We start from the raw sequence: 13,855 nt of genomic DNA, 5'->3' as shown, positions 1-13,855 counted from the left end.
GCCGTCCGGGCCTTGCTTGGAGTCTCGATCCGTTTCGGATCAGGCCTGCATCATCCAGCCTTCGACATCCATGGCCGCCTGACGGACGGCTTCCGAACGGGTCGGGTGGGCGTGGCAGGTGCGGGCGATGTCTTCCGACGCGCCGCCGAAGCTCATGGTGATGGCCGCCTCGTGGATCATCTCGCCGGCCTGCGGACCCATGATGTGGACGCCCAGCACCTTGTCGGTCGCGGCGTCGGCCAGAACCTTCACGAAGCCGTCGGTCTCGTGATTGATCTTGGCGCGGCTGTTGGCGGTGAAGGGGAATTTGCCCTTCTTGTACTGAACGCCGGCCGCCGTGAGCTGGTCCTCGGTCTGACCGACCCAGGCCACTTCGGGGAAGGTGTAGACGACGCTGGGCACCAGGGCATAGTCGACGTGGCCATACTTGCCGGCGATGGTGTCGATCACGGCGACCGCGTCTTCTTCCGCCTTGTGCGCCAACATCGGACCGTGGGTCACGTCGCCGATCACCCAGACGCCATCCGCCACCTTGAAATGGTCATGGTCGATGAAGCCGCGCTTGTCAGGCGTCACGCCGACGCTCTCCAGACCCAGACCATCCGTGTACGGACGACGGCCGATGGCGACCAGCACTACATCGCCCTTGATCGTCTCGGCGGCGCCGCCGGCCGACGGCTCGACGGTCAATTCCACCCCGTCCTTGCCCGACTTGGCGCCGGTGACCTTGGCGCCCAGTTTGAAGCTCATGCCCTGTTTGGTCAGGGTGCGCTGGAAGGCGGTGGCGACCTCGGTGTCCATGCCGGGCGTGATCCGGTCCAGGAACTCGACCACCGTGACCTCGGCGCCCAGACGACGCCAGACCGAACCCAGCTCCAGGCCGATGATGCCGGCGCCGACCACGATCAGCTTCTTGGGCACGGCCGGCAGCGACAGGGCGCCGGTGGAATCGATGACCTTGCCATCCTCGAAAGCGACGCCGGGCAGAGGGGTCGGCTCCGAGCCGGTGGCGATGACGATGTTCTTGGCGTCCAGCGTCTGGACCGAACCGTCGGCGGCGGTGACTTCCACCTTGCCCTTGCCGACGATCTTGCCCTTGCCCTTGACCCAGTCGGCCTTGTTCTTCTTGAACAGGAACTCGATGCCCTTGGTCAGAGCCGTGACGCTGTCGTCCTTGGCCTTGTGCATCTGGTCCAGGTGCAGCTTGGGCTGGACCTCGATGCCGATCTTCGCGAACTCGGTATTAGCGGCGTTCCACAGTTCCGAGGCGTGCAGCAGGGCCTTGGACGGCATGCAGCCGACGTTCAGGCAGGTTCCGCCCAGCGTCGAACGCATCTCCACGCAGGCGACCTTCAGGCCCAGCTGGCCCGCCCGGATCGCGGCGTTATAGCCGCCAGGGCCTCCGCCGATGATGACGACGTCGTAGGAAGCTTCGGCCATGGTGTCCTCTGATCGTTCCACGCGGGAGGAGAGGCCCCGCGAATACAGGCTCTCGGGGCTGTAGGCAGACGCCCCGCCGGGGTCAACCGCCCCGCCGGCATATGGGGGCGCGATCGCGACCTTTGGAGGGCGCCGCCACGCAAATGGGCCGGACGTCGCCATCCGGCCCCTTCGTCGTCCGAAAAGGCGAAGCCTCAGAAGGCCATCCGCGCCACCAGCTGGAACACCGGGCCGGCGTTCTCGGACTCGATCTCGAACTCGTCGTAGTCGCGATCGATCTGGTCGCCGATGGTTTTGAACTTGTCGAACACCTCGTCCTTGGACGAATCGAGCAGGTTCGAACCGGTGAAGCGGATCACCACGTTCGAGGCGACCTGTTTCTCGACGAAAATCTCCAGATCGCCGCCGTAGGAGGTGACGACCTCTTCGCCGACGATCCGGCCCTTCGCGTCGCCCTGTTTGCGATAGGTGGCGCCGAAGGCCGCGCTCCAGGTCGGGATGTCCTGGGTGAAACCGACGTTGAAGACATAGTCCGACTGCGAGTTGAAGCGGCGCTCGCCCAGGAAGTCGTCGATAGAACTGTCCAGCCACGAGTAGTTCAGAAATACGCCCGTGTGCTCCATGCCGATGAAGTCCAGCGGCGTGGACAGGTCGAACTCGATACCCCAGACCTGGCCGTCGCCGACGTTCTCGGCCGTCAGGACGTATGACACCAGTTCCTCGGCCGCCTCTTCCGGCGTCGCGCCGTCGTCGATCGCGTCGTCATAGTCGTCCAGCGCCTGCTCGGAATAGTCGCCGGTGTTGGTCAGTTCGATCAGGTCGGTGATGTCGCGGTAGAAGGCGTTGACGCCGATCACGCCGCGACGGCCCAGGCGACGCTCGAAGCCCAAGTCCGCGCCCCAGGCCGTTTCCGGCTCCAGTTCGGGATTGCCGATGAAATCGTTGTCGCCGTATTCGCCGTCCAGCAGGGCCGGCGACAGGAAGTCGAAGCTCGGCCGGCGCACGGTGCGGGCCACCGAGGCGGTGATCCGGTCGGCGTCCGACAGTTTGAAGCGCACGCTCGCGGACGGCAGCAAGATGCCATAATCCTTGTCGTTGGTGCGGTCGGCGGCGCCCATCGTCTCGTCTGTGATCGAGAAATCGGTGGTCTCGTAACGCAGGCCGGCTTCCCACATGGCCGGGCCGTTCTCGCCCGCCAGCATGATGTAGGGGTCGATCCGGGTCTCTTCGATCGAGTTGATGCCGCCATCGACGGGTTCGAAATCGCCGTACTCGCTGTCCAGCAGGGGGCGGAAGGCCGGCTCATCCTCGATCTCGGCCTCGGCCGAGAAGACCGAGGTGTCGCGGTCCTTCTTCGAATACTGAACGCCGAACTCCATCTCCAGCTCGCCGCCCAGCTTGATTTTGTGCTCGACGGCGGCCTGAATTTCCTCGTCCGTGACGTTGGTGCGGGTGCGTTCGCCCTCAATCACCTCGTCGCCGACATCCAGCTCCTCTTCCTGCTCGAACTGTTCGTCATCGATGGTGGCGTAGCCCAGCTTGAAGGTGGTCTCTCCGCCCAGCATCTCGCGCTCGTAGCGGCTGCTGACCGACCAGTTGTCGGTCAGGATGTCCAGCGGGTTGGCGTTGATCTTGGCGACGTCGGCGATGTCGCCTTCGTCGTATTCGATCGAGCTTTCGTCCTGGACGCGGTCGGTGCGAACGAAGACGCCGCTCAGTTCCAGGTTCCCGCCGGCGACCGGCATCTCATAGGACAGGTTGGCCGAATAGTCGGTGCCGTCGCGGGTGTCGGTCTGGGCCTCAGTGTCCGTCAGTTCGCCGCCCGGCTCTGAATAACGTTCCGAGAACTTTTCTTTCGGATTTCGGCGGTCCTGGACATTGCCCCCGATCAGCAGACGGCCTGGTCCGACCTGACCGCCCCAGACCGCGCCGTAGGCGCCGCCCCATTGGCCATATTCGCTATCTTCCCAGTGCAGCGCTCCCAGACGGACATAGCCGCCGTCCAGCGACAGGGCGTCGCGCAGCACGATATTGATAGCGCCGGCGACCGCGTCGCCCGAACGGTTGGCCGAGGAAGAGCGAACGACTTCGACCCGCTCGATCAGTTCGGCGGGAATGCGGTCGACGAAGAAGGAGCGGTCCAGGCCGGCGCCGGGTACGCGCTCGCCGTTGATCAGGATCTGCGTATAGGCCGAATCCAGACCGCGCATACGCACGCCGTCCGATTCCAGCACGTCCGACAGGAAGGTGACCGAGGGCACCCGCTTCAGGGCGTCGCCGGCGGTCAGCGGCTCGAAGCGCTGGAAATAGTCTAGGTCATAGGAAAGGGTCGGCACCACGTCGTCGGTGCGGTTGCGCATGGCCGGCTCGCCGGTCACGACAACTTCTTCCAGCGCCGTGATCGGCGCCGTATCGGTTTGTTGCGGCGCGGGCGTATCCGCCGCGAAGGCGGGCGCGGCGAACGCCAGCGGCGCCAGGGCAGCGCCCATGAGCAGTTTGATTTTCATCTCTATGATCCCCCTGCGGCAAGCGACGTTTCACCTCTGCCGATGGGCGGCCCGCTTAGCGGCGGCTGGCGACGTGGAAGCGACGTTTTGAAGACGCTCGCTTCGCGTTTTCGGGACATTTGCGCGACGACCCATCCCCATACAGAACATGCGTCATCGAACCGCATTCAAACCGTCACCATAAGTCCGTTGACCTGTCGGTGGTCAGCCTTGATCTGGGGCCCCAACGAAATCACGTGACGAAATTGTATCCGGGAACCTGCCATGACTTCACCGATCCGACGCGCCTCCCGCTTCACCGCCGCCGCTTCCGTCTTCGCTCTGCTCGCGGCCTGCGCCACGACGGAGGTCGATTATCAGGGCGAGGGCGCGGGCCTGGTCGGTCCGGGCGCCCCGGTTATGGCCGTGCTGGAAACCCCGTCGGTCGGCACGGCGGGCCAGGACGCCGCCGACGACCCCGCCGTATGGGCCAGCGCGTCGCCGGTCACGATCATGGGTCAACAGACCTCCGGCTTCGTCGCCGGCACGGACAAGAAGTCCGGCCTCTACATCTACGGCTTCGACGGCCAGATTCTGCAGTTCCTGCCTGAGGGCCTGCTGAACAATGTCGATGTGGTCGAGGGCCTATCGGTCGGCGGCCGTCCGCAGGTGGTGCTGGGCGCCAGCGACCGCACGCCGGGCAAGACCGGTATCTCCCTCTACACCTTCGACCCGGCCGGGACCGGCCAGAATGGCGTGCGCTATTGGGGCGCGGTCGCCACCGACGTGGTCGAACCCTACGGCTTCTGCTTTGCGCGGCGCGGCGCCGAGGTCCACGCCATCCTGGTCGGGCACGAGGGCGAGCTTCGCCAGTTCGTCCTGGGCGTGGACGCCGCCGGCCAGCCCACGGCGCGCCTGGTCCGCACCGCCGAGATCGGAACCATCTCCGAAGGCTGCGCCGCCGACGAAGCCACCGACGCCCTCTATATCAACGAGGAGAACGTCGGCCTGTGGCGCTATAGCCTGAACCCGGCCTCGGGCGCGGCTCGCACCCTGATCCAACCCATCGCCAAGGACATCCTGGTCGCCGACGCCGAAGGCCTGACCACCATCACCGACGCGTCGGGCCGCTACCTGATCGCCTCCAGCCAGGGCGATTCCACCTTCCCCGTCTGGCGCATCGACGGCCCGGCGCCCGAATACAAGGGCCGGTTCAAGATCGTGGACGGCTCGGTTGACGGCGTCACCGGCACCGACGGCCTGGCGGCCGCCCGCGGTCAGGTCGGCCCCTTCCCCGACGGCCTCGTCGTCATCCAGGACGACGTCAACGACGTCGGCACCCAGAACTTCAAATACGTCGACTGGCGCGACATTCGACGGGCGCTGGGGCTTTAGCGGCCCCTCGGCGGCGGTCGCCCTCGATCACGTCTCTTTCATCAGGACCCTGCGGCATTCAACGCCGTGCGGGTGCAGTCGGCCATGTCCCTGACGACGTGTCGGCCGATGCAGAACATGTCTTCATAGCTGGGCTTGGCGGCGGCCAGACACTGGAACAGGTTCAGCTTGGACATCTGCAGACAGAAGGTGGCGTTCGGATCCTGCAGGACACCGTCATTTCCATCGTCCTTGACGCTTTCGCCCAGAAGCGCCCGCGCGGCGACGGACAAGGATCGGGCCACCGCCGGCTTATAGCGAGCCGCCAGAGGCGACGTCGGGATCCGAGAGGGTTCGGCGTGGGCAACCTTCAGCAGCGTCTCGCTCTCGACGTCCGACGCCAGCTGCATTGCGGCGGACGCGGCCTTCGCACGCTCCAGCCGCCCCTGTCGGTCCGCGACGGGCTGGCCCGCCCATCGACGGCGCGGATCGCTACGCGCCTGGATCGTATAGGCATCCGCCTCCACCCGATCCGCTGCGGCCTCGACGGCTGCGGCGCCCTCCTCCATGACCTCGGCGATCAGCCCGGCCGCCACGTCTGCGCCAGGCAAGGTCACGGCATAGGCGGGGTCGGCCGTCAGACGATCCAGGATTTCGCGTCGCTGCGCTGGATCGGCCGCATAGGCTCGCACCCCCGCAACAAAATCCGGCGACTGCATCGCCAGCACCGCTCCATAGGCCACCAGACCCCGCGCCAACTGCTCGGCGTTGGAAGTCGCTCCGCGCTGCAATGCCGCCTGCACCGCCTCCGCATCGACGAAGCCGCCCTCGAATGTGGCGACATCCCGCATGAAGACCAGATAGACCGACGCCGTCTGCGCCACACTGTCGTCCAGCTGAATCGAAGGTGGCGGAGGCGGGGGCGGCGCAGGCGGTTCGACCGGCTTGGCGCACCCCGCAATAAGCGCGATCAGGCTTGCGGCCGCCGTAACCCGCGCCCAATGCCGATCCCTGCGCTTCACAGCATCGCCACGATGAACACGCCACAGGCGGCCAGCACGGCGACGTTCACGGCGGTCATGGCGGCGACGAAGATCTGGTGGGCGCTGAACTTCATTGGATCTCGGAGGCGGTTTCGGTTTGGGGCCGCTTCGCACGGGGCCGTGGGGCCTGGGTGTGGACTTGGTGGAGAAATCGTGGAGGCACCCCATCTGGTCTGGATCGCCGTCCATCGCTGGGCGATGTCGTGGAGATCCAATGAGCGCCTTGGTCATCATCGCCGAAGACGAACCCGAGATCGCCGCCGTGCTTGACGCCTATCTCGTGCGCGAGGGGTTTCGCACCGTCCGCGCCATGGATGGTCAGATCGCGCTGGACCTGCACGCCGCCCTTCGGCCCGATCTGGTCCTGCTGGACGTGCGCATGCCGCGTGTCGATGGCTGGAGCGTGCTGGGCGAACTCAGGCGTAGGGGCGAGACGCCCGTCATCATGCTCACTGCGCTGGATCAGGACATCGACAAGCTTCAGGCGTTGCGCATCGGCGCGGACGACTATGTCGTCAAACCGTTCAATCCGGTCGAGGTCGTGGCGCGCGCCCACGCCATACTGCGACGCAGCGGCGGCTCGGGCCAAGGCGGCGTAATCCGCCTGGGTCCGCTCGAGATCGATCTGGAGGCGCACATTGTCCAGTGGTGCGGACTGGACAAACCGCAGCGCCTACCCCTGACCCTGACCGAGTTCCGCATGCTGGCCCACATGGCGCGCTATCCGATGCGGGTCTTTTCTCGCGCCGAATTGGCCGACGCCTGTTTGAAAGGCGATGAGGTGCTCGATCGCACGGTGGACAGCCACCTCAGCAAGCTGCGGCTCAAGCTACGAAACGCAGGCGCCGACGGCGTCCTCGTCGGCGTTCGTGGCGTGGGTTATCGCCTCGAGGTCCTGACGTGACCGCCGCCCGCGCGCTCGGCCGTCGCATCGCCGTGCGTACGGCTCTGGTCATCATGGGGGTGCTTGGACTTAGCGCCGCCGGCGCATTCGCCCTGTACGGCTGGGTCTTCGAAAATTATCCCGATGCGGTGGCCTCGCCCCAGGCCTGGCGACCGCAGTCGGTGGATTATGTCGCTCTGGCGTCAGCCGCCGTCGTGGCCCTGATCGGCGCGACCGTGGCCGGGCTGCAGTTGGCCCGCCGCCTTGTCATGCCTCTCACCTCCTTGTCCGGCGCCGCGCGTGCGATCGCCGATGGCGACCTGTCGGCGCGCGCCATGACTGGCGATCGGTCTTTTTCCGAGACCGCCGACCTGGTGGACGACTTCAACCTGATGGCTGCGCGGCTTGAGACGCTCGCCGCCGACATGACGACTTGGAACGCCTCGATCGCGCACGAACTGCGAACGCCCGTCACGATCGTCAAAGGCCGTCTGCAAGCGGCCGCCGACGGCGTCCTGCCGCTGGACCGCGAGATGATCCTGACTTTGCTCAAGCCGGTCGACGCCCTGGGCCGCCTGATCGAGGATCTGCGCGTCGTCAGTCTGGCCGATAGCGGCCGTTTGCAACTGCGCCTGACGCCCCAGGACCTGGGTAAGCGATTGGAGGATGTCCGCGCCCTGGTCGACGCTGAAGCCGAGGCGGAGGGCTACCCGATCGCCTGGGCGACGCCGGCCACCGTGATCGTTTGCGACGGCGACCGCATTCAGCAGGCTGTCCTGGCTTTGCTCGACAACGTGCGCCGCCACGCCGATCCCGGCCCTGTCTCGGTCAGCTTGAGGGCCGATGAACGCTTCGCGGTCATCGCCGTGGAGGATAGTGGTCCAGGCCTACCCGACGCCATGACCCGATCCGTTTTCACCGCCTTCAAACACGGTTCAGGCGAGAATGGCGGGACCGGCCTGGGCTTGGCCGCGGTCCGCGCAATCGCCGAGGCCCACGGCGGATCGGCGCGTTACTTGACCGGCGCTCGCCTGGGATCCCGTATCGAGATCCGTATCCCCGCCGTCTCGTAGGTGCGTTTTCAAATCACGCGCGCGGCGATGGACCTTTCAAAATCGAAGCGGTTCCAGGTCCGGGGCTGACGACGCCCTACTGATCCTCGTCGAACTTGCGCGCGACCAGGTCGGTCAGGGCCTCCATTGCCTCTTCGGCGTCAGGCCCCTCAGCCGACACGTCGATGCTGCAGCCGATGCCGGCGCCCAGCATCAGCAGGCCCATGATCGAGCGGGCGTCCACCGTCACGCCGTCGCGGGTGACGTGGATCTCGCTTTCGAAGCTGGAGGCCAGTTTGACGAACTTGGCCGAGGCGCGGGCGTGCAGGCCGCGCGTGTTGCAGATGTTCAAGGTCGCGGTGACGGTCATTTTTCGCCTGCGAGCACCCAGGACGCGACGGAGATGTATTTGCGCCCGGCGTCCTGCGCATGGGCCACGCAGGATTCCAGCGTCTCGCGCCCACGCACGCTGGCCAATTTGATCAGCATGGGCAAGTTCAGCCCGGCGATGACCTCGGCGCGCGTCTGTTCCATCACCGAAATCGCCAGATTCGACGGCGTGCCGCCGAACATGTCGGTCAGCAGGATGACCCCTTCGCCGTCGTCCACGGCCGCGGCCGCGTCCACGATGTCGCGACGCCGACGCTCCATGTCGTCGTCGGGCCCGATGCAGATGGCCGCGACGCCGCGCTGCGGGCCGACCACATGCTCCATGGCTGAGAGAAACTCGGACGCCAACCCGCCGTGGGTGACGATCACCAGACCGATCATGAGGACTTCACTCGCATCCCGCCCCGAACCGTCCCAGGCATTCCCCCGCCCGGCAAGGGAGGCCGGACGCCGCCCTCTATGGACCGCAAGGGGCGTGTCATAGACCCGTCTTTCGGGGTTTCAAAGCGTCTCCAACGCCGCTGCGACCACATCGACGGCCGAGGCAGGTCGGGGATCGAGCGCCAGTAGGGGCATATCGACCCCCGCGAAAGCCCGTGTCTGCGGCTCCGGAAGCCGTTCGACACCTTCCGCGATACAGGCCACGGCCAGCGCCACGCGACAGACCGGCCGTGTTCTGGCGGCCACGATTCCGAGGCCGCGCACCTCGATCCGACCCGCGATGGAGGCCGGCGCCGATGCATGAACGGCTCCGTCCGAAGCCCAGACCTGGGTGTAGTCGTCACTGACCAACCGCCAGCCGCGCGCGATCAGCCGCAGCGCCAGATCGCTCTTGCCCGCGCCCGATGGTCCCAGGATCATCACCCCCTGCCAGGCCCCGCGCCGGCGAACGGCGACGGTGGTGGCGTGGACTGGCTGGCCCGGGGTCACGACCAGCGGCCGACCGCCGGGAAGACGATCTCGAACCGCGCCCCGCCTTCGGACTTGTTTTCGGCGTGGACGCGGCCGCCGTGCGCCTCGACGATCTGACGCACGATGGACAGGCCCAGGCCCGAGTTGGAGCCGAACACCGCCCCCTTTGGCCGCGAAGTGTAGAACCGCTCGAACACCGTCTCCAGGTTCTCGGCCGGAATGCCCGGCCCCTGGTCCTCGACCCGGACCCGGATCGGCAGATCGTCCCCGATGTCCTCCAGCGTCACCCGCACCACGCCGCCTGTGGGACTGAACGAGCGGGCGTTGTCGATCAGGTTGCGGAACACTTGTCCCAGCGGCCCATCGCGGCCCATGACCCTCAGGGCCTGTTCGGGCGCCGTGAGCATGACCGGAATGTCGCCCGGCTTGGCCGTCGTCTCATAGACGCCGACGATATCGACCAGCAGACGGTTCAGATCGACTGGCCGCGGTCGATCCCGCGACAACTCCGCATCCAGCCGCGAGGCGTTGGAGATGTCGGTGATCAGCCGGTCCAGCCGACGCACGTCCTGCTGCAACAGCGCCGTCAGCTTCTCGCGGTGCGCATCGGTCTTGACCAGCGGCAGGGTCTCCAGCGCCGAACGGATCGAGGTCAGGGGGTTCTTGATCTCGTGCGACACATCGGCCGCGAACCGTTCGATGGCGTCCATCCGCGTCGACAGGGTGTCGGTCATCGATTCCAGCGACCGCGCCAGATCGCCGATCTCGTCCTTGCGATCCTCCAGATCCGGCAGGGAGATGGCCCGCGCGCGTTGCAGCTTCACCTGATCCGCCGCCGCCGACAGCCGCATGATCGGCCGCGCCACGAACAGATGCAGCAGCAGCGATCCCAGCAGATTGACCCCGAGCGCCACAAGGGCGAACGGGAACAGCGCCTGCCGCTGAGCGCCCAAGATTTCGTCCACGTCCCCGGATTCGACGGTCAGCACGCCCAGCACCTGACGCACATGGCGCACCGGAATGGAGACGGAGACGACGCGGTCGCCGGATTCGTTGCGACGCAGGGTCGATTGGGGCGAGCCGTCCAGCGCCGCCGCCACCTCGGCCGCCAGTTCGCTGTCGGCGCGGGCGACCCGGCGCTCGGACAGCAGATTGGCCTTGGCGGCGTCCTCGGTCGCCGTCCCCGCCGGTTGCGCGTCGGGCAGGGGCCGCCCGCCGATGGCCTCGGTCACCTGATAGCTGTCGACCAGCAACAGGCCGTTCACATCATACAGCCGCACCCGCTGGCCCGCCGGGATGAACCGATCGGTCAGCCAGATCGACGCGCGGATGGGGTCCAGTTCGGGCGTCGGCTCGCCCCGCGTCACGCCTTCTTCGCGCAACACATTGGCCAGCAACTCGGCCTGGACCGTCAGCGATTCCTGACGCGCCTCGATCAGTCCCGGACGCCATTCATTGATCGCCAGCGCTCCGCCGAACAGGATCAGCAGGCTGAGCAGATTGAGCACGAGGATGAAGCCGCCCAGCCGCGATCCGCCGAAGCGGAACAACGGCCGGCGCTGGGGCTCTTCGTCGGGCTCGCGCCCGCCCGGCTCAGCTCTCGCGGTAGCGGTAGCCGACGCCATACAGGGTCTCGATAGCGTCGAACTCATTGTCCACAGCGCGGAACTTCTTGCGCATCCGCTTCACGTGGCTGTCGATGGTGCGGTCGTCGACATAGACCTGATCGTCGTAGGCGGCGTCCATCAGGTTGTCGCGGCTTTTTACGAAGCCGGGACGCTGGGCCAGGGCCTGCAGCAGCAGGAACTCGGTCACCGTCAGCTTGACGGGCTTGCCGTCCCAGGTCGACTCGTGGCGCGCCGGGTCCATCGACAGCTTGCCGCGCTTGATCGCCCGGCCCGACACCTCGGCGGCGGCTTCAGGCTCGCCGCCGTCGGCGCCCGTGCGGCGCAACAGCGCCTTGACCCGCTCGATCAGCAGACGCTGGCTGAACGGTTTGTGGATATAGTCGTCGGCGCCCAGGTTGAAGCCCAGGATCTCGTCGATCTCCTCGTCCTTGGACGTCAACATGATGACCGGAATCTGGGAGGTCTGGCGCAGGCGACGCAGCACCTCCATCCCGTCCATGCGCGGCATCTTGACGTCCAGGATCGCCAGATCGGGCGGCGAGAATTCCAGCGCGGCCAGGCCCGAGGCCCCGTCGTGATAGGCGGTGATCTTGTGGCCATGGCTTTCCAGCGCCAGCGAAACGGACGCCACGATGTTCTCGTCGTCATCGACCAGAGTGATGTTGGCCAAGGGTGTCTTCTCCTGAACTTTACGTTCCCGCGAGCGAGAACGCACAGCAAGCGTAACCGTTCGATCTCGGTCACATTAGGGCTAGAGCGTTTCGGGCCGAATGAAAATCGCCTGCAACCCGAAAGCGGTTCGGTGACAGTCAGATGGTCACGGCGCCGCCTCATTTCAACGCGCGCACCGCCTTCCTCCGGCGCGGCAGAAACATTCCGCCTTCGAAAACCTCGCCTTAAAGGCTTGGGATGCAGGATCGCCCCATGGCGGGTCCGATCCATTACGAAGTCTATGTCCGCAAGAGCGCCCCGTCGTCGTGGACGCTGCTGATCGCGACCGAAGATCGCAAACACGCCATCGAGACCGCCGAGGAGCAGCTTCAGGATCGTCTCGCCATCGCCTCGCGCGTGACCAAGGAGACGCTGGACCCCGAGACGATGGAGTTCAGCTCTCTGACCATCCTGACGCTGGGCGCGCCGGAGGAGCGAAAAAAGAAGGTCGCCGACAAGGCGGTCCCGCCGGCCTGCAGCAGTCCGGCCGAACTCTATTCGCCCCATGCCCGCGCCCTGATCGGCCGGGTGCTGGAGGACTGGCTGAAACGCGAGGGCGTGACCGCCTTCGAACTGCTGCACCGCCCCGATGTGGCCGAACGGTTGGAGGCGGCCGGGGTCGAGCTCCAGCACGCCATTCAGAAGGTCGCGGTCCCCGAAAGCCAGGCCACGGGCCAGGAGGTGCACGGCGTCGTGCGCCACTATCAAAAGCTCACCGAACAGGCGATGGCCCGGCTGCGCAAGGCCGGACGCGACGGCCTGTTCCCCGCGCTGGACGACCGCTCCATCGCCGATCTGGCGCATCGGTTGACCGGCGCGCCGGATCGGGCGCTGCGCATGGGCGGGGTGGTCGCCGGCGCGCTGAAGGATCGGCGCGGCGCCCGCGATCGCCTGACCGTCCTGATGGATTTGATGGACGCCGCGCCCGCCGACGGCCCGCCGCGCGCCCTGGTCGTGGTGGTGGTCGAGCAGATCGTCGCCGAAATGCTGGCCGTGCGCACCAACCTGACCGAGATTTTGGGTCCGTCCTTGGATCAGGGCGCCAATCTGGCGGCCATCGTCCGCATGGTCGCGCCGGAGGAGATGGACGCCCTGTTGCGGATGGACCCGCGCCTCGCCCTGATGATGCCCCAAGTCGAGGGACCGGCCGCGCGCCTGGGCCTGCATCTGGCCTCGGGTGAGTTTCCGCTGCTGGCCGCATCCTTGGCTCGCCTTGTCACCCGCGAACTGACCAGCCAGCGCCGCCTCCGCCCCCATGATCCGGTCGGAGAGATCGACATCCTGCGTCTGCTGGCCATGGCCCTGACGGCCTCGGCCGGACGCCTGCTGACGCTGGAAGAGGTCCAGACCGCCTTCGTCGAACGCTCCAAGAGCCTGGTCACGGCCGATTTCGTCGGCGCCTACGTCAACCCCTGCCCGACGGTCCTGGCCGAGGCCGAGCAGCTGACCCGCCTGTGCGAGAACGTCACCGGCGGGGCCAACAAGCGCGCCGCCGCGCGCTGGCTCAGCGCCTGCATCGGCTCGCTGCGTTTCGAAACCGAGATCCGCCAGTCCGTCCCGGGCGGCCCCAGCGCCTCGCACAAGCTGGCCACACTGGCCCGGCTTCAACGCTCGGTTCAGGCCGCGCATCTGGCCGATCACGACCAGACCCAGATCTTGGACGCCATCGGCGCGGTCGGCGCCAATCTGGAGGCCGACGCCCATCTGATCGCCCAGATCGTCCGCGCCCAGGCGGCTGCGCCTCAAAAGCTGACGGCCCTGCTGAAACTGGCCACCGGTGAAGCCGGCCCGCTCGGCCCCGTCGCCGACCGGGCCCGCGCCGAGGCCATCAAGCTGCTGCGCTCGCCCGACGTCCGCACAGCCCTGACCGCCGCCCCGCAAAACGTCGCGGCGTTGAAAGGTCTGATGCAGCAGGCGGGTCTGGCGGCCTAGCCGA

12 protein-coding genes are annotated in these 13,855 nt (G+C 66.7%); 4 read left to right on the top strand and 8 right to left on the bottom strand.

Going from position 1 to position 13,855, the window contains the following annotated elements:
• Positions 1-39: 39 nt before the first annotated feature.
• Together lpdA and PFY01_RS03685 are read right to left on the bottom strand one after the other, a co-directional pair.
• The gene (lpdA, locus tag PFY01_RS03690; protein ID WP_271042474.1) at positions 40-1,440 is read right to left on the bottom strand and encodes a dihydrolipoyl dehydrogenase; all 1,401 of its coding nucleotides are present in this window, start codon (positions 1,438-1,440) and stop codon (positions 40-42) included.
• Positions 1,441-1,634: 194 nt separating this feature from the next.
• On the bottom strand, positions 1,635-3,947 hold the full coding sequence (locus tag PFY01_RS03685) for a TonB-dependent receptor plug domain-containing protein (protein WP_271042473.1): 2,313 nt from the start codon (positions 3,945-3,947) through the stop codon (positions 1,635-1,637).
• A 264-nt stretch (positions 3,948-4,211) separates the two neighbouring features.
• Between PFY01_RS03685 and PFY01_RS03680 the strand changes: the two genes are divergently transcribed.
• On the top strand, positions 4,212-5,321 hold the full coding sequence (locus tag PFY01_RS03680) for a phytase (RefSeq protein ID WP_271042472.1): 1,110 nt from the start codon (positions 4,212-4,214) through the stop codon (positions 5,319-5,321).
• Positions 5,322-5,362: 41 nt separating this feature from the next.
• Here PFY01_RS03680 and PFY01_RS03675 read toward each other — a convergent pair whose 3' ends face one another.
• Entirely contained in the window at positions 5,363-6,184 is an 822-nt protein-coding gene (locus PFY01_RS03675) for a hypothetical protein (RefSeq protein ID WP_271042471.1), read from the bottom strand.
• Between the two features lie 373 nt (positions 6,185-6,557).
• On the opposite strand from PFY01_RS03675, the gene PFY01_RS03670 reads away from it, so the two are divergent.
• Both PFY01_RS03670 and PFY01_RS03665 read left to right on the top strand, forming a co-directional pair.
• Positions 6,558-7,247, top strand: a complete 690-nt coding sequence (locus PFY01_RS03670) for a response regulator (protein WP_165115134.1) — start codon at positions 6,558-6,560, stop codon at positions 7,245-7,247.
• Entirely contained in the window at positions 7,244-8,299 is a 1,056-nt protein-coding gene (locus PFY01_RS03665) for an ATP-binding protein (RefSeq protein WP_271042470.1), read from the top strand. Before PFY01_RS03670 ends, PFY01_RS03665 begins: the two co-directional genes overlap by 4 nt.
• A gap of 76 nt (positions 8,300-8,375) precedes the next feature.
• Here the strand turns inward: PFY01_RS03665 and PFY01_RS03660 are convergent, their stop codons facing one another.
• The 5 genes from PFY01_RS03660 to PFY01_RS03640 all read right to left on the bottom strand — a co-directional run bounded on the left by PFY01_RS03660 (position 8,376) and on the right by PFY01_RS03640 (position 11,878).
• The gene (locus PFY01_RS03660) at positions 8,376-8,648 is read right to left on the bottom strand and encodes an HPr family phosphocarrier protein (RefSeq protein ID WP_017506134.1); all 273 of its coding nucleotides are present in this window, start codon (positions 8,646-8,648) and stop codon (positions 8,376-8,378) included.
• A complete protein-coding gene (locus tag PFY01_RS03655; RefSeq protein ID WP_017506133.1) occupies positions 8,645-9,049 on the bottom strand; it encodes a PTS sugar transporter subunit IIA in 405 nt (134 codons plus the stop codon). Before PFY01_RS03655 ends, PFY01_RS03660 begins: the two co-directional genes overlap by 4 nt.
• A gap of 120 nt (positions 9,050-9,169) precedes the next feature.
• Positions 9,170-9,598, bottom strand: coding sequence for an HPr kinase/phosphorylase (locus tag PFY01_RS03650; RefSeq protein WP_271042469.1), 429 nt, complete (start codon positions 9,596-9,598; stop codon positions 9,170-9,172).
• Positions 9,595-11,205 (bottom strand): ATP-binding protein, encoded by a 1,611-nt coding sequence (locus tag PFY01_RS03645; protein ID WP_271042468.1) that lies wholly within the window; start codon positions 11,203-11,205, stop codon positions 9,595-9,597. The genes PFY01_RS03650 and PFY01_RS03645 overlap by 4 nt, the downstream gene beginning before the upstream one ends.
• Positions 11,174-11,878, bottom strand: coding sequence for a response regulator transcription factor (locus PFY01_RS03640; protein WP_271042467.1), 705 nt, complete (start codon positions 11,876-11,878; stop codon positions 11,174-11,176). The genes PFY01_RS03645 and PFY01_RS03640 overlap by 32 nt, the downstream gene beginning before the upstream one ends.
• Before the next feature lie 254 nt (positions 11,879-12,132).
• On the opposite strand from PFY01_RS03640, the gene PFY01_RS03635 reads away from it, so the two are divergent.
• Positions 12,133-13,851, top strand: a complete 1,719-nt coding sequence (locus PFY01_RS03635; RefSeq protein ID WP_271042466.1) for a hypothetical protein — start codon at positions 12,133-12,135, stop codon at positions 13,849-13,851.
• Positions 13,852-13,855: the final 4 nt, after the last annotated feature.

Origin of the sequence: Brevundimonas vesicularis (assembly GCF_027886425.1) — a bacterium.
GTDB classification, from domain to species: Bacteria; Pseudomonadota; Alphaproteobacteria; order Caulobacterales; family Caulobacteraceae; genus Brevundimonas; species Brevundimonas vesicularis_C.
Note: the sequence above shows the minus strand (reverse complement) of the source record. Positions and strands in the feature narration are given on the sequence as shown.